Annotated in this window: 22 protein-coding genes and 1 pseudogene; 4 read left to right on the top strand and 19 right to left on the bottom strand. The window is 42.2% G+C overall.

The features are described 5' to 3' along the window. Positions 1-31 precede the first annotated feature (31 nt). Positions 32-355 (bottom strand): transcriptional regulator, encoded by a 324-nt coding sequence (locus GKZ87_01305; protein ID QSI24232.1) that lies wholly within the window; start codon positions 353-355, stop codon positions 32-34. A gap of 494 nt (positions 356-849) precedes the next feature. Between GKZ87_01305 and GKZ87_01300 the strand changes: the two genes are divergently transcribed. Together GKZ87_01300 and GKZ87_01295 are read left to right on the top strand one after the other, a co-directional pair. Further along, complete coding sequence (locus GKZ87_01300) at positions 850-1,704, top strand: patatin family protein (GenBank protein ID QSI24231.1); 855 nt, start codon at positions 850-852, stop codon at positions 1,702-1,704. 58 nt (positions 1,705-1,762) lie between these two features. Beyond that, complete coding sequence (locus GKZ87_01295; GenBank protein QSI24230.1) at positions 1,763-3,118, top strand: DUF3887 domain-containing protein; 1,356 nt, start codon at positions 1,763-1,765, stop codon at positions 3,116-3,118. Positions 3,119-3,183: 65 nt separating this feature from the next. On the opposite strand, the gene ychF is transcribed toward GKZ87_01295, so the two are convergent. The 18 genes and pseudogenes from ychF to GKZ87_01205 all read right to left on the bottom strand — a co-directional run bounded on the left by ychF (position 3,184) and on the right by GKZ87_01205 (position 17,035). Beyond that, on the bottom strand, positions 3,184-4,287 hold the full coding sequence (gene ychF / locus GKZ87_01290) for a redox-regulated ATPase YchF (GenBank protein QSI24229.1): 1,104 nt from the start codon (positions 4,285-4,287) through the stop codon (positions 3,184-3,186). A gap of 80 nt (positions 4,288-4,367) precedes the next feature. After that, a complete protein-coding gene (locus tag GKZ87_01285) occupies positions 4,368-4,772 on the bottom strand; it encodes an NADH-quinone oxidoreductase (GenBank protein ID QSI24228.1) in 405 nt (134 codons plus the stop codon). A gap of 5 nt (positions 4,773-4,777) precedes the next feature. Then, positions 4,778-4,975, bottom strand: a complete 198-nt coding sequence (locus tag GKZ87_01280) for a helix-turn-helix domain-containing protein (protein QSI24227.1) — start codon at positions 4,973-4,975, stop codon at positions 4,778-4,780. 189 nt (positions 4,976-5,164) lie between these two features. Beyond that, the gene (locus GKZ87_01275; GenBank protein ID QSI24226.1) at positions 5,165-5,371 is read right to left on the bottom strand and encodes a DUF951 family protein; all 207 of its coding nucleotides are present in this window, start codon (positions 5,369-5,371) and stop codon (positions 5,165-5,167) included. Between the two features lie 14 nt (positions 5,372-5,385). Continuing rightward, complete coding sequence (locus GKZ87_01270; GenBank protein ID QSI24225.1) at positions 5,386-5,583, bottom strand: hypothetical protein; 198 nt, start codon at positions 5,581-5,583, stop codon at positions 5,386-5,388. Then, positions 5,573-6,430, bottom strand: a complete 858-nt coding sequence (gene folD / locus GKZ87_01265) for a bifunctional methylenetetrahydrofolate dehydrogenase/methenyltetrahydrofolate cyclohydrolase FolD (GenBank protein QSI24224.1) — start codon at positions 6,428-6,430, stop codon at positions 5,573-5,575. The genes GKZ87_01270 and folD overlap by 11 nt, the downstream gene beginning before the upstream one ends. 11 nt (positions 6,431-6,441) lie before the next feature. Further along, complete coding sequence (locus tag GKZ87_01260; protein QSI24223.1) at positions 6,442-6,888, bottom strand: D-tyrosyl-tRNA(Tyr) deacylase; 447 nt, start codon at positions 6,886-6,888, stop codon at positions 6,442-6,444. A gap of 491 nt (positions 6,889-7,379) precedes the next feature. Beyond that, a pseudogene (locus GKZ87_01255) lies at positions 7,380-8,347 on the bottom strand (transposase). A gap of 375 nt (positions 8,348-8,722) precedes the next feature. After that, positions 8,723-9,340: a histidine phosphatase family protein gene (locus GKZ87_01250; protein ID QSI24222.1), complete on the bottom strand. Its 618-nt coding sequence runs from the start codon at positions 9,338-9,340 to the stop codon at positions 8,723-8,725. Continuing rightward, positions 9,340-10,014 (bottom strand): class II aldolase/adducin family protein, encoded by a 675-nt coding sequence (locus GKZ87_01245; GenBank protein ID QSI24221.1) that lies wholly within the window; start codon positions 10,012-10,014, stop codon positions 9,340-9,342. Before GKZ87_01245 ends, GKZ87_01250 begins: the two co-directional genes overlap by 1 nt. A gap of 131 nt (positions 10,015-10,145) precedes the next feature. After that, complete coding sequence (gene rhaD / locus GKZ87_01240) at positions 10,146-10,928, bottom strand: rhamnulose-1-phosphate aldolase (GenBank protein QSI24220.1); 783 nt, start codon at positions 10,926-10,928, stop codon at positions 10,146-10,148. Between the two features lie 16 nt (positions 10,929-10,944). After that, positions 10,945-12,273 carry an RNA polymerase factor sigma-54 gene (rpoN, locus tag GKZ87_01235; GenBank protein QSI24219.1) on the bottom strand — a complete coding sequence of 443 codons (1,329 nt, stop codon included), beginning with the start codon at positions 12,271-12,273 and terminating at the stop codon, positions 10,945-10,947. A gap of 47 nt (positions 12,274-12,320) precedes the next feature. Next, a complete protein-coding gene (locus GKZ87_01230; GenBank protein ID QSI24218.1) occupies positions 12,321-13,364 on the bottom strand; it encodes a zinc-binding dehydrogenase in 1,044 nt (347 codons plus the stop codon). 20 nt (positions 13,365-13,384) lie between these two features. Then, a complete protein-coding gene (gene dhaL, locus GKZ87_01225) occupies positions 13,385-14,032 on the bottom strand; it encodes a dihydroxyacetone kinase subunit L (GenBank protein ID QSI24217.1) in 648 nt (215 codons plus the stop codon). Continuing rightward, positions 14,017-15,021: a dihydroxyacetone kinase subunit DhaK gene (gene dhaK, locus GKZ87_01220; protein QSI24216.1), complete on the bottom strand. Its 1,005-nt coding sequence runs from the start codon at positions 15,019-15,021 to the stop codon at positions 14,017-14,019. Before dhaK ends, dhaL begins: the two co-directional genes overlap by 16 nt. Further along, positions 15,018-15,236: a hypothetical protein gene (locus tag GKZ87_01215; GenBank protein QSI24215.1), complete on the bottom strand. Its 219-nt coding sequence runs from the start codon at positions 15,234-15,236 to the stop codon at positions 15,018-15,020. Before GKZ87_01215 ends, dhaK begins: the two co-directional genes overlap by 4 nt. 136 nt (positions 15,237-15,372) lie before the next feature. Continuing rightward, positions 15,373-16,719: a PTS galactitol transporter subunit IIC gene (locus GKZ87_01210; GenBank protein ID QSI24214.1), complete on the bottom strand. Its 1,347-nt coding sequence runs from the start codon at positions 16,717-16,719 to the stop codon at positions 15,373-15,375. Between the two features lie 25 nt (positions 16,720-16,744). After that, entirely contained in the window at positions 16,745-17,035 is a 291-nt protein-coding gene (locus tag GKZ87_01205; protein ID QSI24213.1) for a PTS galactitol transporter subunit IIB, read from the bottom strand. Between the two features lie 658 nt (positions 17,036-17,693). On the opposite strand from GKZ87_01205, the gene GKZ87_01200 reads away from it, so the two are divergent. Both GKZ87_01200 and GKZ87_01195 read left to right on the top strand, forming a co-directional pair. Further along, entirely contained in the window at positions 17,694-18,170 is a 477-nt protein-coding gene (locus GKZ87_01200) for a PTS sugar transporter subunit IIA (GenBank protein ID QSI24212.1), read from the top strand. A gap of 265 nt (positions 18,171-18,435) precedes the next feature. Then, positions 18,436-21,252, top strand: coding sequence for a PRD domain-containing protein (locus tag GKZ87_01195; protein ID QSI24211.1), 2,817 nt, complete (start codon positions 18,436-18,438; stop codon positions 21,250-21,252). Positions 21,253-21,268 lie beyond the last annotated feature (16 nt).

Here is a 21,268-nt window from a genome sequence, read left to right as displayed (position 1 = left end):
AAAAGAAACCCGCAGGTTTCTTTTTTTGCTATTATAATTTAATGAATTTTTCAACATCAATAACGAAGATGGTCGCTCCTCCTACCTGCACTTCAACTGGAAAAGATGCATATCTTCCGATATCGTAGGATGCTGTACTTGGCACAACCTCGGTACGACGTCTGCTGTATTCTCCGATAACTTCAATAGCACGTTCAATCTTATCATCATCTGTACCTACAATCAGGGTAGTATTCCCTGCACGCAGGAATCCTCCTGTCGTTGCCAGTCTTGTTACCTGATAATTTTCTTTCGTTAATGCACTGGAAACTGCAGGGCTGTCGTCATTGGACATAATCGCTAAAATTAGTTTCATAAACACGCTCTCCTCTCGTTTTATATATGCTAATTTTATCACTAATGTGGGTTATTTACAAATGGTAAATGAACGAAAAGCAGGTATTTCGTTTGAAACAATTTTCACTACATAAAGTTTAATGAAGAATATATTCCGCAATCCTTTCTATTATGCAAGAGATATTCATCTGAGACAGCACAGCTGATAGTGATATTGCTATGTACTGGATGATGTTTCTTTAATAACCATGTTTTCTATAATCTGCGATGGCATCCCGTGTTTCATAGCTCCTGTATGAATTTGTTTGTTTATAAATACTGGATGAAGCTGTAATCCATACCCTATAACGATTATGTTTATCATGTCTACGTCAGCACTCACGTATTTAAACAATGTCAGAGGCTGATTGAAAGCATAGCCTGCAACAGTTCATAAGACTTGATTTTTCCCGTTCCTGTGAAAGTCACGAAAATCTATGATATAATATACGGGTCGTAAAGGAAGTGAAGAACATGAGCAAGCTTGGACTCGTTCTGGAGGGAGGCGGCATGCGTGGCATATATACTGCCGGTGTGCTGGATTTCTTCATGGAACAGAATGTATATACCGATGGAGTCATCGGAGTAAGTGCCGGTGCGTGTCATGCCTGCAGCTATGTATCAAAGCAGATAGGCAGAGCATACCGTACCAATACTGCCTATTTAAAGGATAAACGCTATATGAGTGTATCCTCGCTGCTGAAAACCGGAGATTTCTTCGGGGCTAAATTTGTCTATGAGGATATCCCAAATACACTAGATCCCTATGATTTTGATACCTTTAACACCGCTCATACCAAGCTGTATGCTGTCGCGAGTAATCTGGAAACAGGGAAAGCGGAGTATCTGCAATGTATCAATATGAAACGCGATGTAATCTATGTACGTGCTTCTGCATCTCTCCCGCTGCTTTCAAGAATTGTTGAGGTTGACGGAAAGAAGCTGCTTGACGGCGGCGCAACAGACAGTATCCCGATTCATAAATTTCAGGAAATGGGCTATACGAAAAATATCGTTGTACTCACACAATGCAAAGAATATCGCAAGGGTAAAAATAATCTTTTACCGATGATCCGTCACAGCTATAAAAAATATCCGAACTTTATCAAGGCACTGGAAACCCGTCATATTAAATATAACCGTACGCTGGATGAGCTTGCCCTGATGGAGAAGGAAGGCAGCGTGTTTATCATCCGTCCAAGCTCTCCGGTAGAAATATCCCGCCTAGAGAAAAATGAGACAAGACTTCGTGAGCTGTATAATCAGGGCTACGAGGATGCTAAAAACTGCTTTGAGGATTTGAAAGCTTTTATCGCAGCTGAAAAATAGACCTTTTGGTCTTTTTTTCTTTATGATTGTGATACAATAAGAAAAAGGGATGATTGAAATGAAGAAGAAATTAAGGATTGCCGTCTGCCTGTTCTGTTGCCTGATGCTGACAGCCTGCAGTGGCAAAGAGGAGAAAAAAGAAGACGCAAAAGAGGCTGTGGAAATTCAGCTGACGGATGAACAAAGCAGGATGGCTACACAGTTTGTAAAGGATTTGACACAGCGCAGGTATGAAAAGCTGTTAAAGGATTATTCCTATGATGAACGGATGAAAGAGACCATTAAGCAGAAAGACTTTCAAAAGCAGCTGGATAGCTATAATGACAGTCTGGGTAAGCTGATGGAGGCAGAAACGCCATATGGACAAAGCTATCAGGGCTCTACAATCATTATGATACCTTGCCGCATGGAGGAACAGAATACGAATATACAGTTGAGCTTGAACGAAAAGAATGAAATACAGGGGCTGTTTTTCAAACCCTACAAGACGCAGAAAAAAAGCGCAAAGACACCCACTGGCGTAAAGGACACAGCGCTGGATTTAAAGATTTCTAATGGTAAAACGCTGGATGGCAGACTGACGACACCGACTGAGGGTGAGAACTTTCCGCTTGTAATCCTGCTTGCTGGCAGCGGCCCGAATGATATGGATGAAACGCTTTATGACAATAAGCCGTTTCAGGATATTGCCTGGGGTCTGGCTAAAAAAGGAATCGCAAGCTACCGTTATGACAAACGCACCTATACCTATCCAGAATCCTTCACATTACAGGATACTGTTGAACAGGAGGTTATCGAAGATGCAATAGCAGCTGTAAAGCAAGGGAAGCTGCAATCACAAATCAACACGAAACAGATTTACATCCTGGGTCACAGTCTCTCCGGTTATCTGATCCCAAGAATTGCATCGCAGACAAAGGATTGTGCCGGCTATATCATGATGGCAGCTCCTGCGCGCCCGCTGGATGAATTGTTTCTTGAACAGGTTACCTATCTTGCCAGCCTTGATGGTACCATTACAGACAAGGAGCAGAAGGTCATTGATCAATACAAACAGGATCAAAAGGATTTAGCAAATATTGATAACCTCAGTGATGCCAAGATGTTTTTTGGTGGTATGTCCAAAGCCTACATGAAGGATCTGCTGTCTTATGATGCTGTAAAACAGGCAGCGGCTATTGAGACTCCTATATTATGTGCACAGGGGCTTCGTGATTACCAGGTGACTGAGGCGGATTACAGCATATGGAAGAAAGCCTTTGAGAACAAGAAAAACTGGAGCTTTACAAGCTATCCGAAGTCTACACACCTCATGATTGACGGCGAGGGAAAGCCTACAAGTGAAGAGTATAAAACGAAGGGTCATGTAAACCAGAAATTCATTGATGATATCGCATCCTTTATTTTAAAATAAGTATATTATAAAAATAGAATATAAAAATTATCGTATATAAAAAGTGCTGAATCAGCACTTTTTTCTTATACGTTAAAGCGGAAATGCAGGACATCTCCATCCTGAACAACATATTCCTTACCTTCCAGACGCAGCTTCCCTGCTTCCTTCACAGCCTGTTCAGTTTCCAGCTTATCGATATCTTCAAACTTATAGCACTCTGCACGAATAAAGCCCTTTTCAAAATCTGTATGAATAACACCGGCACACTGCGGAGCAAGCATGCCTCTATGGAATGTCCATGCACGGCATTCATCCTCTCCGGCTGTCAGGAAGGTGCATAAATCAAGAATACGATATGCAGTTTTGATAACCTTATCCAGGCCGCTCTCCTGAATGCCAAGCTCGTTCAAAAATTCCAGCTTTTCTTCCTTATCCAGCTCGGAAAGCTCCTCCTCAATCTTTGCACAGATAGGTACGACTTCATTATGTTCACTGTCCGCAAGCTCCTTCACCTTTTGGAAATAAGGATTCTCTTTTGGATCTGCAATTTCCTCATCTGACATGTTCGCGATGTAAATCATCGGCTTAATGGTTAAAAGACTAAACGCTTTGATCAGTGCAAGCTCATCCTTATCCAGCTCCACACTTCTTGCAGGCCTTCCTGCCTCCAGTGCTTCCCTGAGCTTTTTCAATACAACAACCTCAGCCATTGCATCCTTATCCTTGTTTGTTACTGCCTTGCGTTCCACCTTGCTCAAACGGTTTTCAATCGTTTGCAGGTCAGCCATGATCAGTTCCAGATTGATAATTTCAATATCACGGATCGGATCTACACTTCCCTCTACATGTGTAATATCCGCATCATCAAAGCAGCGTACAACATGACAGATGGCATCTGTTAAACGGATATTACTCAGAAACTGGTTTCCAAGTCCTTCTCCCTTGCTCGCTCCCTTTACCAGACCTGCAATATCTGTGAATTCAAAGGTTGTATAAATAGTTTTCTTCGGATGGAACAATTCCACCAGACGATCAATTCTATGATCAGGTACCTCTACGACTCCAACGTTTGGCTGAATTGTCGCAAACGGATAATTCGCAGCTTCTACCTGGCTTTTTGTAATGGCGTTAAACAATGTGGATTTACCGACATTCGGCAATCCAACGATTCCTGCTGTTAATGGCATATACTATCCTTCCTCTCGCTTTACCATTTTATCGTTTTTTCGCCCCATATGCAAGTAAATACGGGAGATTACGGTATTTCTTACAGTCTGCTCTTTCGAATCCAGAGTGCTATGGTAATGCTGCCTATCATAAGCAGCGAAATCATATTCAGAAAGGAAAGAGCCTCCCCACGTACCAGATCCAATATGGTAAGAACAAGCAGACTCAGCGCTAAGATGGTAAAGCTATACATCAGTAAACGCATTCTGCCAGCCATTGCCGGTGAAAAATAAGCACCGCTCCATATAGCGGCAACGGAGACATATGCGATATTGATACATACAACAGCAATCAGCGTCTCTCCAAACCCGATATTTTTTTCAATATCATATACATGCATATCGTTAATAAACGCAATTAGCAACAGCATGATGATTGTGAACGTAAAGGATCTAGTCATAATTTTTCCACGAACCTGTTCCTGTCTCTCATCATATTTATCCATATAATTCACTCCTCCCAAAATAAATCATTCAGTGTTTTCTGAAGCTCCCTGCATATCGCAATGCACAGATTGATGCTTGGATTGTAATCGCCTTTTTCAATGGCATTGATCGTCTGTCTTGTCACATTCACCTTCACAGCAAGCTCCTCCTGCGTCAGATCCATAGCAGCCCTGGCTGCCTTCAGCTTTAGATTCTTCGCCATTCCATCACTTCCTCTACACTATTATAGTATGCTTTATTATCTTTTTTATCAATTATATTTTACTAAATATATTAAAAAAAAGACATTATCACGATTTCTATTTTCACTACATCAAAAAAGGAAAGTCTTATGAATGTTATCTAATTAACAGACTCTCCTATATATGCTTATAGTTCTGCTTTTATATGCTTAGTTCTCTCTTGGAGCTTTCTCCACAATTTTTTTCAATTTCTTTTCAAACTGCACTCTGGGAAACAGCACACTGGTACCGCACCCCATACACTTAATGCGGATATCTGCCCCCATGCGAATGATCTTCCAGTTTTTTGATTTATGACAAGGATGTTCCTTTTTCATTTCGACGATATCATTGAGATCATAATCTTTTTCTATCATAAGTACCTCCACATTTATAAGATGAATTCCAAAATCTTAATGACGATATACGTAAGGAAAACCCATAGGGTTATCCCCATGAGTACACATAGAATCTTCTTCAGCGTTTTATTCCAACCCTTATATAAATGATCGAGAAATAAATCCATGATGCTATAGGTTCCATAGGCGATTCCCTCAACCAGAAATTCCCCTAAAATTTCAATCAGCATGATAGTTTTTTCGATAGGCTTCCAGCGTATTTTCCAAAAGCATTGCAATTGTCATTGGTCCAACCCCCTTAGGAACCGGTGTAATCACTGCCGTTTTATCCTTTACATCCTCAAAATCTACATCTCCGCACAGCTTTCCATCCACACGATTGATGCCGACATCAATTACAGCTGCCCCTTCCTTTACCCAGTCGGCTTTTACAAGGCGCGCCTGTCCTACGGATGCAATCAGTATATCTGCAGAAGCACAAATCTGTTCAATATTCTTTGTTCTTGAATGGCAAATCGTTACGGTGGCATTCCGGTTTAAGAGCAGCTGTGCTACCGGTTTACCAACAATATTACTGCGGCCGATCACAACGGCACGTAATCCGCTTAAATCAGAATAACCGCTTATCTCCAGCAGCCGCATAATCCCTTTTGGTGTACAGGGAAGATAGGTATCCTCTTGCAGCATCATCTTCCCTATATTATATGGATGAAAACCATCTACATCCTTTTTTGGGTCAATCGCAAAGAGAATCTTATGCTCATCCATATGCTTAGGCAAGGGTAGCTGTACCAGAATACCATCGACACTGACATCTTCATTCAATCTTTGAATTTCTTCCAGCAGTTCCCCCTCCGTCGTTTCTTCCTTTAAGTGCAGCAGTATATTTTCCATTCCGATTTCCCTGCACGCCTTTTCTTTTCCACTCACATAGGAAAGACTGGCCGTATTGTTTCCTACCAGAATCACGACAAGCTTGGGAATCCGTTTCCCTGCTGTTCTAATTTCATTGATTTGTTCCTTCAAAGAGGCACGGATTTCCTTTGCCACTTCACTTCCATATAACACTGTTCCCATCTGCTTACCTCCTACCAGTCTTCACTATCCAGCATAATCGTAACCGGACCGTCATTCAGCAATTCCACTTTCATATCTGCGCCAAAGATACCGGTTTCCACCTGAATACCATACGTGCGCAATTCCTCATTAAACGCCTCATACATCGGCTGAGCAAATTCACCACGCGCAGCCTTCTCAAAGCCAGGGCGCCTTCCCCGTTTACAGTCTGCGTAAAGTGTAAACTGCGATATGGAAAGAATACTGCCTCCGATATCTGAAAGCCCCTTATTCATCTTACCATTTTCATCCTCAAACACACGCAGCTGAGCGCATTTCCCTGCCATCTTCTTTATTATATCCTGTGTATCTGTAGGTGTAATACCAACCAGCAGCAGGAAGCCCTGCTCAATACTACCTGTTATTTTTCCTTCAACACGCACGCTGGCATGCTGTACTCTTTGTAATACTACCCGCATCCTGTCACCTCACTGTTTCCTAGTATACCGTAACTTTGTAACAAACACAATTCTATTTTCTGAATATTTTTCATTTCTCTGTGACATTCTATACTATACGAATGCTTTGCATTTATTTCTGCTTTTCAGTATTTTTAATTTACATTGTATTTTCATATACACAGGCACCCTACTATAAAGAAAAGCAAGGGGATAAGAATTTATGAACCCAGCAAGCTATCTGATAGCAGAATATTATACTCATTTTTGATAGTTATCGCTGTAAACAGCTGTCTTTCTATACGTTATATATTTTATCATGTATGATACAGCATTGCGTTTATCAGGTTGGTCTTATTGTGATACAGCTTTTTTATCCTTAAGTAAATAAGGATAACGAATGTTTTGTCCAGTAAGTAAAAGCATATAAAAGCAGCAGCAAATGAAACAGTTGCGAATGAAACAAAAAGACTGAATCCCATGATAAGAGGTTCAGCCATGAAATTGTTATGTTATTCTTTAACCTTTAAACAATCCTTTAAGGCATCATACGTATTGCAATCCAGAATTTGGATAACAGCATAATCAATTTGTTGATCCGAGAGCGTATCCACCCATTCATCATCAATCCCAAACTTATGTAATATTTGTGATTTTAACAATGTCCTTTTACCATTTCCAAGCCCCTTCTCAATGCCCTTTTCCATTCCTTGTTGAAAGCCTTTTTCCAATCCTATTTTCCTGGCTTCTGCAGTCTGCTCCCGCAGATTCGCCTGGACTGCTCGCTCAGCAAATTCCACTGATTCCGCCCAGCTGAACAGCTGTCCATCCTCTCTCATTTCATTATATTTTGCCATCGCTACATCCACCATCCTTCTCTTCATCTTTAGTATAGCATCATCCGGATTATATGCAAGCACATAACAAAAGGTCTCAAATTCTGTCAGCTTTTCTATTCCTCCAGCCTCCTTTATGCGCTGCTCGATCATCGGCAGAAACACGATTGCACGGTTCAGTGTACCATGCGGCTCCTCCTGATTGTCCTCATCCCTTACCTTGTAGTGACTATCATTCGTTTGCCATCCTTCGGCTTACAGTTCATGAAGATGATCTGATAGAACGGCTTCAGCTTTGTGTAATCATCCCCCTTCTTCAGCTGTCTTTCCGCCAGGCGGTAGCCATACTGCTGGAAGCGCAGCTGTTCATCCTCCGTGTACCCGGATACCTGCATTTCCAAATTGAAGAAATGACCATCCTCATCCTCCAGCACCACATCCAGGATCGCCCGCTTGCCGAAAAAGGTTTCCGGCAGCAGCTCCGGATTCAGCACCCTCGTCCTTTGTACCTTCAGCTTGTAGATCTCCTCGATGATCCTGCTTCTCAGCATCGCAGAGCCTGCGTCCTCGCCAATCAGCATGTACTTGAAAAAAACATCATTGTGGAAGGGAATCGGATATTCCCTATCCTTCACTTTCGTCATTTACAGTTTCCTCCTTTGTCTTTATATATATCTATACGAAGGAAACTTGCGAAACTCCTAAATTTTTTTGATTTTTTTTAATATTTTTACATTTTTCAGTCGGATAGCGTCCAATACTTCTATGTATCTGCCAGTTTGATCTAAAATATATAGATTTTTCCTATTCCCCCTAAAAGCCTAGTCAGGCTGCTTCATTACGACCTTCTACCCTGCAATATCGAAAGTATCCTTTTCTGTAAGACTGTTAATCCAGGCTATGAAACAAAAAAATCCTATACGTCAGATTGCTGTTCCTGCGAATCTGCCTATAGTATAGGATCTATATTCTATTTGTATAAAGCATACATGAACATCCTAGCGATACTGCTTTACACCTTATAAACCTAATCGCCGTATTCTTTCTGTATCCGTAATATTGATATCGCCAATCATGAATCTGCCATCCTCATAGTTAATAGCTGTAACAGAGCAATTATCAATATATTCCTCCTGTTTCATTCTGTAAGCATATACCGTTTTATCAATGGAACGAATTGCCGCCAATATGGCGATACTATGAGAAACACACAGGATTGTCCCATGCGCATTGTTCTGTGCCTCCACAATTTCATCCAGTGCTTTCCTGACCCGTTTCGTCAAAACCTGTATATTTTCCCCATTAAAGGAACGGTAATCAAAATTTATTCTATGTGCCGGAGAGCCTCCTACGATATGCTCCGGCTGTGCCTCTAACGTTCCGAAATTCATTTCCTTTAAGCCCTTGCACATATGGATATCAAGACCGTGATAGGCATTGATCAGGCAGGCTGTATCATAGGCCCGTTCGCTTGTCGACGTATAAATGGCAAGAAGGTCTGTATTCTTTAATGCCTCCGCCACCTGTTTTCCCTGTGCAATCCCGCGCTGCGTCAAGGGTGTATCCGACCATCCCTGTATATAGCTCCACACATTGGACATGGTTTCTCCATGCCGAACGAAAAGAAGTGTGAGCATTATTGTTTCCCTGCAGAGAATTTTATTTCCTTCGGATACTCCCAGCTTTGCAGCTCCTCCTGTGCAAACGCATCCGGCTCCTTTCCCTGCTGCACAACCAGTGCATTAAAATATAGCTGTGCCAGTTCTTCAATATAGCTCGCCTTCAAATAGGCTTCATATATATTTCTTGAATCAAATGCCACAGTACCATGCTTTTCCAGCAGGAAGCACTCTGCCTCCTGACACGCCTCCACAACAGAATCCGCTAATTCTCCGGTACCTGGGCGTCCATATGGCGCAACCGGAATTCTGGCCCTTGTCAAACCGAAATTCGCCACTTCGTACACAATGGCAGGAATCGGTTTATTCAGTAATGCAAAGGTGGTGCCATACATGGAATGTGTATGAACGATTGCTCTTGCATCCTCTCTTGTCTTATAAATCATGATATGCATGAGTGCCTCACTCGTCGGTCTTAATCCGGTTACATTCTCAATCACATTTGCATCAAGATCCATAACAATCATGTCTTCCGGTGTCAGCCGTTCACGATCTACACTGGTCGGTGTAATGACGATATATCCGCTCTCCTGATCCCTGGCAGAAAAATTCCCGGACTTATGCTTACACAAGCCGTCTCTTTGCGCCTTTTTGGCTATTTCACAGACTTCATTTTTCAAATCATCCAACATAGGACATCCTCCTTTTTATCACGCTGTATCTGTTAAGTGATTCCCGTAAAAGATGGAAACAGATATAGAAAAAGGAAAAGAAGGCGTGAAGTTCTTCTTTTCCCATATTCCTGTATGATCACAGACAGAAATTATGCAAGTCCGAAGTGATCCTTTAATTCCCGCACGTTTTCATTTGTCATTCCATGTATCATATTAGATTTAACAAGAACATAAACATGTGCATTTTTATCAATAGCCTCAATCAGTCCAATAGCATCCGAAATGGAGTTACCGCTTGAGAAAATACCGTGAAACGGCCAAACAACGACTCGCTTATCCTTCATTTTCTCTGCTGTTGCAGGTCCGATTGGACCTTCTCCGCACTTCATCCACGGCAGAACGGCCAGCCCTTCTGGAAACACCAGAGCACACTCGGAATTCATTTTCCACAGAGTCTGCGTAAAGCTTTCCTCATCCAGCTCATGAATCATCGTCATTGCATTCAGATAGGTTGGATGACAGTGCATGACAATCTTGTTATGCGCATCATCCGCAAGTCTTGCCCTATGGCACAGAACATGCGCAGGCAGCTCACTCGTCGGACGACCTCGCCCCTGATCAAGCCCCCATAAAATATCATAACCGTTTTCCTTAAACCGTATAATTCCCAGATCACGCTCATATTTTTTCTTCATCGTGCGAAAGCACGCTCCGGATTTTGTTACAATAAACGACTTTCCTTCCAATCCCGCCGTATCAAAAGCAACCTCTACAGAGGCGAGTACCTGCATATAGCCTTTCAGCTGATTCACTTCCGCATCCGAAAGTAAATAGCTGATGTTACCTGCATGATACTCTCCCCAGCCTGCTTCCCAAAAATACTGGCATGCATCGACGAGCTCTTCAACAAACTCAACATCTAAAATATTCATCTTTTGATTCTCCTTTCTATTCACGGATCATCTTTCGATTTCTGGAGGATGGTATACAGCATTCCTTACGATATAAAGTAACACTTCTTCTGGATACAAGGAAGCCGTCCTCCTCCAGCAGCTGATGTATTTTTTCATCGGAATACGGATGCTTGCGATCCTCAGCCTTTATAATTTCCCTGATTTCGTTTTTAATCGTATCAATGGAAGCCGCAACCTCTCCCTGCTTCTCATAGCATCGCGGTATGAGAAAGCGAAAGGAGAAGGTGCCGTATTCACATTGAAAGAATTTATTGGAAATTGCGCGACTGATAGTGGAAACATGCATATCCTGCTGTTCTGCGATATCAACCAGACGCAACGGCTTCAGATTCCGCTCATCACCTGTCTGAAAATATGCAGTCTGATATTCCACAAGATACGTGATAATTTTCTTTAACATCAGCGCCCTTCTGGAAACACTGTATTGCAGCCATTTGAAATCATGCAGCTTCTGCTTCAAAAAGGCTTTTGCTTCCCCATGGAATGCATTGGATTTATAAAGCTCATAAGTATCCGCATTCATTTTCAATTTATCCTGTATTCCGGAATTCATTTCCAGAACAATTCCATGGTCTTCCTTTTTGATATATACATCAGGAACGAGGAATATTGTCTTTTCACGTACCCGAAAGCCGTTGGCAGGTATTGGATTCAGTGTGCGAATCAGTGCCAGTGCTTCCTTTACCTGTATGATATCCGTATGCTCCAGTCTTGCGATTTTCTTCAAATCACCGTGACTGACAGCCTCAAGATGTGTTTTCACGATCGTCTGTGCCAGCGCTGAATGCGCAAGCTCCTTAAGCTGCAGAAGAATGCACTCCTGATAGTCCTTCGCTGCAAGTCCCTTTGGCTCAACATGCTGCAGTATATTCACATACTCATGCAGGCTGCTCTTTTTTATATTCAGATATTTGCATATATCGTCTTCTGCTTCCACCAGAAAACCTCTGGAATCCAAAGACTCCAAGATTACCGTAAATATTTCTTCATCCTTCTTTGTTTTACAATATGGATATAGCTGCGGCATCACATACGCGCTCAGATCATCCTGATTTTCATCGGCAAGCTCAAATTCCAAAGAATCATCCTGTTTCTTGCGAACCTTTTTATAATCGAAATCTACCTCTCTGGTCTCAATCAGTCCCTCGTTCTGTTCCACATCCGAAAACGGATTTTCCATCAGATTCTTATCAACCAGCGTTTCCAGCTCATGCTGCGAAAGGGATAAAATCTCCATGGAGGGTACCTGTCTGGATGAAAATTTCTGTTTCTGGCTTTGTATGATTTCAAGTTGCTGTTTCATAAGTGAATTATACATCCATACGTTTCAGAATACAATTTATACAGAGCTTATTTGTAGACGATACAGTTTTTGATAACCTTACCGCTGGCATGCTCTACGATTGCCTTTTCCGTATCCTCAATCGTATATTCATTCTGCACAAAATCCTCTGCTTTGATTGCGCCCATTTTCAGCATTTCAAAGGCTGCATTTACATGCTGCGGCGTTGTATGGAATACTCCCTTCATCGTTAGCTGAGAATAGTGAACCAGTGTTGTATCCACCGGTACCTCCAGACCTTTTTTCGTTCCGCCGAAGAACAATACCTCTCCACCAGGACGAGCCATACGCAGAGCAATCTGCCAAACCTCAGGTAAGCCTGCAGCTTCAATGGCAGCATCTACACCACGGGCATCCGGTGTCAAATCCTTAACAGCCTGTGCCTGATCCTTTCCATTCAGTTCTTTAATATTGATGACTTCCTGTGCACCCAGCTTCTTTGCAAGTGCCAGTCGTTCTGCTGTCATATCACAGGCGATGACATGTGCACCACGCAATACGCACATACGAACAAACATCAATCCGATTGGTCCGCAGCCGTTTACACATACATAATCACCAAGATCGAAGTTAGTCATTTCCGTACCGTACAAGGCACAAGCAAGTGGTTCCAGAAGTGCAGCCTGCTTGTAGGACATATCCTCCGGAATCAGGAAGGTATTCAGATTCACAATTCGTTCCGGAATCAGCTGATATTCCGCATAGGCTCCGTTGGTAAACTGGTTCTGAATCAGATCCACACACATGGACTCCTGTCCCTTTTTACAATAGTAGCACTTTCCGCAGGAAGCAGAGTTATGTGCAACAACACGGTCTCCTACCTTAAATTTGGTAACACCTTCACCGATGGCATATACAATACCACTCGCCTCATGTCCCATACCGAATGGCGGTTCATAGCGATAGCCTCTCTTATATGTCTTTACATCCGTACCACACGTCAGTGTCACTTCATTTTTAATAACGATTTCACCCTTGCCTGGTGTCGGAACCTCTGCCTGCTCTACACGGATATCTCCGGGTGCATAAAACTGTATTTTCTTCATTAACATACGATATTACCCTCCTGTATTTATTTTAATTTCTCCAAAATGATAGTTCCCATACTTTCCAGCTGCATAGCCATCGTTACAGCACCGGGATCCAAATGCCCGACACCCTTATCTGTCCGATAGCTTGCTCTGCCCTTAACTGCTTCCATATCTCTTGTGCTTTCAGCGCCCTGTTTAGCACCTTCTATAAAGCTTGTGATAACTTCCTTTTCATCAGCCTGTGCATCCAGCGCTGCCTTATAGGCAAGCAATGCCTGTGATAGAGCATCCAGCATCGTTTTCTGACCCGGCTCTGTCTTTCCACGCTTCATGATTTCCTGAAGCATAGCCTCATACATCTCATACAGAGAATGCACATCCAGATAGTCCTTTCCCGTACAGTATCTGGAAGCTGCCATATATCCACTGCCATACAATGCTCCCGAGGAGCCTCCCACGGCAGAATACATGGTCATACCCACCTTTTTAAACATCGCAGCCAGATCCATGGTTTCCAATTCCTGAGATAAGGCTGTTATTTTTTCAAAGCCCATGTTGATATTCACCCAGTGATCGCCATCCCCTGTCGTGGAATCCAGCTCCGTTACATATTCTCTCTGTCCTGCAATCACCTTTTTGGTCTGTTCAAAATATGCAATAAAATCCTTTGTATCTATTTGAAATCCCATGTTCCGATCTCCTTTAATGCCGGTGTATTACTTGGACTCAGCAGCAGCTCCTTCAGCTCATCATCCAGCTTCAGAATACTGCAGGAGGCCCCCGCCATTTCTATTGCCGTCATATAATTTCCTACATAATACTTTACCGGCTTTAATCCCCTATCCGTTAAAACATCATTCACATCGTTTGCCAGAATGTATAATTCCATCAAAGGTGTAGCCCCTAGTCCATTGATCATGACTGCAACCTCACTGTCACCGTAATCCTTATCTGCCAGGATTTTATCTACAACGATTTCTGCAATTTCCTTTGAGGCTTTCAATGTGGTCTTTTCAATTCCGGCTTCTCCGTGAATTCCCATACCGATCTCCATCTGGTCTTCCGCAATGCTGAAGCCGGGAGTACCGACAGCAGGAATCGTACAGGAGGAAAGAGAAACACCAAAGCTTCTGACATTTTCTATTGTTTTTTCAGCGACACGCTTTACCTCCGACAGCTCAGCTCCCTGTTCTGCTTTCGCACCGGCAATTTTGTGTACGAATACCGTGCCGGCAATACCACGCCGTCCGGTTGCTTCATCACTGTCCGCAACAGCAACATCGTCCTTTACCACAACGTGATCGACTGTGATACCTTCAAACCCTGCCAGCTCCTCTGCAATTTCAAAGTTCATAATATCACCGGCATAATTTTTAATAATCAGCAGTACACCATGTCCCGTATCCGCAAGCTGGATACCCTTTAAAACACGGTCCGGTGAAGGGGAAGCAAATACATTTCCACTCACTGCGGCATCCAGCATCCCATAGCCGACATAGCCGGCATGTGCCGGTTCATGACCGCTGCCGCCTCCGGATACAAGACCTACCTTGTCACTTTTCTTTTTCCGTGCAATGACAACGCCCTCTCTGTCATAAAAGACATCCGGATTTGATATTTCAATCCCTTTCAGCATTTCATCCACTACACAATTTGGATCATTTATTATCTTTTTCATTCCCGACCTCTCCTTGGAGTAAACCATTCATTTTTGATACCGCGCTCGGTATAAACTTTAGGAAGCTCGACCTTATCATTTAATTTTCTCAGCATCGCTGTAGAAAATGCACACAGAACAGCCAATACCCAATTTCTGGTAAACACTGAGAATAGAAGTGCGACAGTCGTCATACAAACACCTATATACCACCAGAATTGTTGAAATCTGCTCATACGCTCACCTCATTTTCTTTGCTTCTTGTCTTATTGTAAAACGGTGTTCCCGTAAAAGCCCTCCGTATGATGAATGAAGCAGCTCATCATACGGTTTTATCATATAAATACAGGCTTTTAGGATAAGTTTACGTGTTTACTGACCGGATTCCAGACGTTCCTTTGCGGCCTTTTCTCTTGCAGGTGCCCATTTCAGGAAATAGAGTACACCCAGTACGACCACACCGACACAGGCAAGAATACCAATCATATTGCCGGATGCCGCTTCATAGATTGCGAAACGAATTTCTGCGATATCGCAGCCCCACCATGTGATATCCGTATTGTAGGTTCCTGCTGTATTTGCAAGACTTGTCAGCAGTGGTCCCATAACAGATGCAGCATAGCTCAGAATTGGACACCAGATCCAGGAAACGATACACATTTTCAGAATATCACCCTTCATTGCAAGGAATAACGGTGCGCATACGCATACATTCATCAGATTTCCAAGAACGAGTGCAGTATTTCCAGGCAATACCAGAGAGAAAATCAAAGCAACAGGAATTGTCAGAATAATTGCGACCCAGATTTCAGAGTTACCTGCTAGGATTGGCCAGTCAAGTCCGATAATCAGCTCACGTCCAGGGAATTTCTTTTTCACCCATTCGCTGGCAGCATCGGAAATCGGTGTCAGTGCTGTCATAAACAGCTTGGATACCATTGGGAATAAAGTCAGTGCTGTACCGGCCTGCACACCAAGCAGCAGTGCACCGGAGCCCTGTCCGGCTGCCAGACCGATAACCGTACCCATGATAAAGCCCAATACATGATTTTCACCGAAAATACCGATTTTGTTACGGATTTCCTGTGCATTCCATGGCTTGGTATTTGGCATAATCTTATCCAGGATATTTGCAATCGGATAGAAGAAGATATTGCTCAGGAACATACAGTGCGGCATACCAACGGATGGAACACCGGTAAGCTCCATAATCTGATACTTGGTGTAATCTGCGTTTTTCAATTCTGCGATAATCTGAACAACCGCAACGATAAAGCCGATGATGACATTGTTGCAAGCACAGGTTACCAGGAAGGCTGTAAATACTTTATTTCCGACATTCCACATATCGACGTTCAGACAGTTTGTCCATCCAAACAGCAGCATGACAACATTGATTGCTATCTGTATCGGGAACATCAGGAATGCATACTGCCATTGCCAGGCAAGTCCCAGCGCAGGCGCCCATCCCATATCAATATACTTTAACGTACTATCTGACCCCTCAACGATAGTTGTAAAAGCAGCCCCAACGGTATCCCCCATATACCCGATCAGCAGGTTGATACCGATAAATGCAACACCTAAGGTCAATGCGGATGAGAACGCCTTGCCCGGTTTCATTCCAACGATGATACCAATAATGAATAACACGATTGGTAAGAATACGGCAGCGCCCAAGTCTAGCAGACCCTGGAATACTGAAGCTAACATTTCCATAATTTTTTTCTCCTCTTCTTTTCTTTTACTTTAATGCCTTAACGATTTCATCAATGCAAGCATCCTTACCCATTCCTGTCAGCAGCGGAATACCGCTGATTACAGGGATATCGTAATTTTGTACCACACCGCGCATCGGGGTGATGGATACATATACATCCGCCGTTTTGATGAAATTATCCAGTGATTTGATATCGACAGCCTCTGCTTTTGCCAGATTGCTGAGTCCGCGTTCTTCCAGCGCCATATTGATTTTTGTAGCGCAGGTAGCTGAAGTAGCGATACCACCTCCACAAGCAACGATAATAGTTTTCATCTTATTCTCCTTTCTAACCTTTGCAGGTTCTTTACGCTTATTTATTAAAGCAAAAATGTTGCCAATTATAGTGAACAGCTCCATTTTTTACCTTTGTTTACGAATTGCCAGGCAGAAAGGATTGTGCAAGCCTTCCTGTATTTTGCGTCCAACAGGCTGTATCCGCCAAAACACTTCCTTATATAGACATACGGCCTCATATAGACAGCAGCTGATTTATATTCCATCGACAAATAACGACAAATATTTTTTTCATATTTCTTTACGTATTTCTATGCTATAATTTTACTTGAGATTTATGACACTGAGACTGTCATATATTCCAAACAAATTAAAAAGAAGATGCACTTACAACCTGTGTTTTATTATTTCATTTACTGCCTGAAGCGTTCAAACCCATGCATGATGCAGCTTGCATGACACTGTATTTTCATTCTTCGAAACTCTGATTGTAACTGTTTTCCATATCTTATGGTATCATAAACCGCCACAGTATGTTATCCGCAGAAAGTGTATTGATCATTGGTTCTATTTGCGGAAATGCACTTGTACAAACAAGGCTTTTTCCTTATAAAAAGCTGAATTGTAACAGAATCTGCGTATGCTTTCATAAATTGGCAAGATTTTTGCTTTTTACTAAAGCGGGAGGTATTCAATTATGGAAAAATACAATATAAAGGATTTATTATTTGAAGATTTGATACAGATGGAGCTTGAAGCTGAGGACTTTGAGGATGCCATCAGAAAAATCGGGGAAGATGCATATCAAAAGGGGTATGTAAAGAAGGGCTTTGCGGAGGCAGTCATCAAAAGAGAAAAGCTATATCCGACAGCCCTTCCGACAGAGGTTATGAAGGTGGCGATTCCCCATCCTATTGAACGAGATACTGTGGAAAAATCAGCCATTATCGTCACAAAGCTGAAAAACCCGGTAGACTTTATTCTGATGGGCTCTGACAATGAAACAGTACCGGTAAATATTACCTTCACATTGGCAGTCAACGGCGCAGAGCATCAGCTTACCATTCTTCAAAAGCTGGTTGATATGTTTTCAGAAAAGGAGTCCATGGAAAAAATCAAGGCTTCCTCAACGCCTAAGGAAATCATCACTGCCCTGGTTGAGCTGCTGTCATAGCTTTACCTAGTCTTTGCATAACTGCCGTAAGGGAACAATCCCTTGTATTCCTTTTCACAGAGGGTTAAGATTTTCCCTATATTACTGAAAATAACCATTGCTTACACCAATGGATCATAAGCGCTTACGTTTCGTACTGTACATGTTTGCCTGTATAAGTACACATATGCTTCATAAGCACCTGGTCTGACTGTGTACGTATAGCATCCAAGTCATATACAAGCCATGTCAGATTACGTATATAAAAAAGAAAAGAGGTGTAGATATGTCTGAGCAGGAATTATACGATTATATCTATTCTGTCATCACAAAAGAATATCTGGAAAACAGGATTCAGAAAAAAGAGGCTTTTGGAATAACCGCAAAGGAAGTCGCTGAACATTTTAACACGTACAGATCAACCGTCAGTACCATTTTAAACGCGGCGGTGAAGGACGGCTTGTTTATCAAAATAGAAACAAGACCGGTCTTATTCATACCCGTTGCTATCTTACAAAGGGAATTACATTTCACTCCAGAAAAACAGGTGTATACAAATGAGGAAATAAAAGAAATCTTTTTCAGAAAGGATCAGGATACATCGGATTCATTCTCTGTCATGATCGGCTTTGACGGCAGTCAGTCCCTGCAAATCAAACAGGCTCAATCTGCGATTCTATATCCGCCAAAGGGATTGCATACGCTGATCACCGGAGAAAGCGGTACAGGAAAAACACTGTTTGCACATACGATGTATGAGTATGGACGTAAAATCAAGGGAGTAAGTGAAAAGGAATATCCCTTTGTGGAGTTCAACTGTGCAGATTATTATCACAATCCGCAGCTGCTCTTATCACAGCTGTTCGGACATATCCGTGGAGCCTTCACCGGAGCTGATCAGGAAACAGAGGGACTTGTGGAAAAAGCAAATCACGGAATTCTGTTTCTGGATGAAATTCACCGGCTTCCTCCAGAAGGACAGGAGCTGCTGTTTTATCTCATGGATACCGGACAGTATCGGAAAATGGGGGAAGCAAACACCATACGAAAAGCTGATATTCTCATCATTGGTGCTACCACAGAAAATCCGAATGATGTACTGCTGAAAACCTTCAAGCGCAGGATTCCGCTCACCATCAATCTACCTCCGCTCAGAGAACGTCCTTTACAGGAAAAATTAAAAATCATGGAGCATCTCTTTTCCAAGGAGGCAATCATAACACAGCGAACCTATATTATCGATGCTGATATCGTTAAGGCTATTACGTTATATGACTTTACAGAAAATATAGGACAGCTTGCTTCTGAAATAAAAATTCTGTGTGCACGTTCCTTCCTGGAAAGTAAAACGAAGGAATTTGGTGAAATTAAGGTACCCTATGTGTTCCTTTCGGACAACATACGGGAGGCCTATAAAAAATACAGGAAAATCGGTTATACATTCACGGATAATTATGAAAATTACAACTACGATCTGGTAATCACGCCATCAAATGAAATCTCAAATGTCAAGGAAAAAGTGCTGAATGAGGAGGCGTATTACAGTCTGATTGAAGAAATACGCAATTATTCCAAGCAGGGTCTGACAAGTGATGAGGTCGCAATCCGTATTTCCTCTGCAGTGTCCTCTTATTATGATGAAATACTTAACAGTATGTATTTCAAAACCATAAATAAGGACGAGCTGTATAAGATTATTGAACCGCGTATCGTTGATTTCTCACTTGAGGTCATGAAGGAAATTCAAAACCGTTTATCTGTCAAAATCACGGAACAGAGCATCCTAGTCCTGGCATTTCATTTAAAGTTTCTCATTGACCGTCTGCGAAAGATAAAGCTTACGGAAACCAGCTCTGTCCCTGCGAAGACCGGGGAAGCAATCGTCGATGATATGATTGATAAAATCGAAAGCAAATTTTCGCTGCGGCTGCCAACTGATGAGAAAAAATTCTTTCAGCTGCTGATAAAAAATATTACAAGTGATATTGTAACCGATAATTCTTCAAAGGCTGCTCTTTATATTCTTGCGCACGGTAATACAGCCTCCAGTATCGCAGAGGTGTGCAACCGGCTGCTGCATACTGATTTTGTAAAAGCCTTCGACATGCCGCTGACACAGGATGTAAATCAGAGCTATCAGCTGTTTGTGGAGGAAATCGAAAGTCTGCAGCTTAAAAAGGGTGTTATGATCCTTGCGGATATGGGCTCCCTACTTGATTTTGGTCATAAGCTGACCAGGGATACCGGGATTCCCACTCACACGATTCCCAATGTATCCACAGCAATCGCATGGGATTTTGCACATATTATGCTTAACCGTAATGAGCATATTGATCTGACCTATAATGAATATCTGATTAAAAACCGTTTTGAACCGGCCTTTGCGACATCGGAAAAGGAGCCTGCCATCATTTCGGCCTGTTCCTCCGGACGGGGTACCAGCATTGCTTTTAAAAACATGATTGAAGAGATTTTGAAGGAAAATTCACTTGGTTATATACATGTTTTTGCTTTGAGTAATGAGGAGCTGCAAAAGAAGCAGGATGCATATCAGGAAATTGCAAACAATTATAACTTAGTTGCCGTGATAGGGAATGTGCATATGGATGTGGATGTCCCGTTCTTTCATATCTCTGAGCTGGTAACGGATGATAAAAAGGAGAATTTTATAAAATTTCTAAATAAGACCGGTGCCGGTGTTCATCCGGTCAAAAACAAAAGGGTCGATCAGAATGCAGAAGAAGCTGCCGGCTTCCTTGCCCAGCATGTCATGTATGTGAATCCGCTAGCTGTACAAAAGGTTTCTACAGAATTTTTAAACAGTCTCTTTACGGATTTGAATTACGATGAAAAAAACAGAGCTTCCACCGGCTTCTCACTCATTATTCATATCGGATTTATGATAGAGCGTATCATTGCGAATAAAACCATCATATTTGACCACAAGATTCCTTATCTGGAAAAGAATAAGGACATTTTCCAGAAAATACGAACGCATATCAAGTCGATTGAGGAAGCCTTTGAAATAGAAATCAGTGATGATGAAATCTGTTATATGATGATTACGCTGTATCCTAACACCTATGATACAGCAGTTGCGTAAATAAAAAGGAACATGA

Source organism: Erysipelotrichaceae bacterium 66202529, from assembly GCA_017161075.1.
Lineage (GTDB): Bacteria > Bacillota_I > Bacilli_A > Erysipelotrichales > Erysipelotrichaceae > Clostridium_AQ.
This window is presented reverse-complemented; position numbering and strand designations above follow the sequence as displayed.

What these genes read in the sequence shown, in the direction of transcription:
- GKZ87_01305 (QSI24232.1), bottom strand. Translation starts at nt 355, where the DNA reads ATGAAACTAATTTTAGCGATTATGTCCAATGACGACAGCCCTGCAGTT.
- GKZ87_01300 (QSI24231.1), top strand. Translation starts at nt 850, where the DNA reads ATGAGCAAGCTTGGACTCGTTCTGGAGGGAGGCGGCATGCGTGGCATA.
- GKZ87_01295 (QSI24230.1), top strand. Translation starts at nt 1,763, where the DNA reads ATGAAGAAGAAATTAAGGATTGCCGTCTGCCTGTTCTGTTGCCTGATG.
- ychF (QSI24229.1), bottom strand. Translation starts at nt 4,287, where the DNA reads ATGCCATTAACAGCAGGAATCGTTGGATTGCCGAATGTCGGTAAATCC.
- GKZ87_01285 (QSI24228.1), bottom strand. Translation starts at nt 4,772, where the DNA reads ATGGATAAATATGATGAGAGACAGGAACAGGTTCGTGGAAAAATTATG.
- GKZ87_01280 (QSI24227.1), bottom strand. Translation starts at nt 4,975, where the DNA reads ATGGCGAAGAATCTAAAGCTGAAGGCAGCCAGGGCTGCTATGGATCTG.
- GKZ87_01275 (QSI24226.1), bottom strand. Translation starts at nt 5,371, where the DNA reads ATGATAGAAAAAGATTATGATCTCAATGATATCGTCGAAATGAAAAAG.
- GKZ87_01270 (QSI24225.1), bottom strand. Translation starts at nt 5,583, where the DNA reads ATGCTGATTGAAATTTTAGGGGAATTTCTGGTTGAGGGAATCGCCTAT.
- folD (QSI24224.1), bottom strand. Translation starts at nt 6,430, where the DNA reads ATGGGAACAGTGTTATATGGAAGTGAAGTGGCAAAGGAAATCCGTGCC.
- GKZ87_01260 (QSI24223.1), bottom strand. Translation starts at nt 6,888, where the DNA reads ATGCGGGTAGTATTACAAAGAGTACAGCATGCCAGCGTGCGTGTTGAA.
- GKZ87_01250 (QSI24222.1), bottom strand. Translation starts at nt 9,340, where the DNA reads ATGCTCACACTTCTTTTCGTTCGGCATGGAGAAACCATGTCCAATGTG.
- GKZ87_01245 (QSI24221.1), bottom strand. Translation starts at nt 10,014, where the DNA reads ATGTTGGATGATTTGAAAAATGAAGTCTGTGAAATAGCCAAAAAGGCG.
- rhaD (QSI24220.1), bottom strand. Translation starts at nt 10,928, where the DNA reads ATGAATATTTTAGATGTTGAGTTTGTTGAAGAGCTCGTCGATGCATGC.
- rpoN (QSI24219.1), bottom strand. Translation starts at nt 12,273, where the DNA reads ATGAAACAGCAACTTGAAATCATACAAAGCCAGAAACAGAAATTTTCA.
- GKZ87_01230 (QSI24218.1), bottom strand. Translation starts at nt 13,364, where the DNA reads ATGTTAATGAAGAAAATACAGTTTTATGCACCCGGAGATATCCGTGTA.
- dhaL (QSI24217.1), bottom strand. Translation starts at nt 14,032, where the DNA reads ATGGGATTTCAAATAGATACAAAGGATTTTATTGCATATTTTGAACAG.
- dhaK (QSI24216.1), bottom strand. Translation starts at nt 15,021, where the DNA reads ATGAAAAAGATAATAAATGATCCAAATTGTGTAGTGGATGAAATGCTG.
- GKZ87_01215 (QSI24215.1), bottom strand. Translation starts at nt 15,236, where the DNA reads ATGAGCAGATTTCAACAATTCTGGTGGTATATAGGTGTTTGTATGACG.
- GKZ87_01210 (QSI24214.1), bottom strand. Translation starts at nt 16,719, where the DNA reads ATGGAAATGTTAGCTTCAGTATTCCAGGGTCTGCTAGACTTGGGCGCT.
- GKZ87_01205 (QSI24213.1), bottom strand. Translation starts at nt 17,035, where the DNA reads ATGAAAACTATTATCGTTGCTTGTGGAGGTGGTATCGCTACTTCAGCT.
- GKZ87_01200 (QSI24212.1), top strand. Translation starts at nt 17,694, where the DNA reads ATGGAAAAATACAATATAAAGGATTTATTATTTGAAGATTTGATACAG.
- GKZ87_01195 (QSI24211.1), top strand. Translation starts at nt 18,436, where the DNA reads ATGTCTGAGCAGGAATTATACGATTATATCTATTCTGTCATCACAAAA.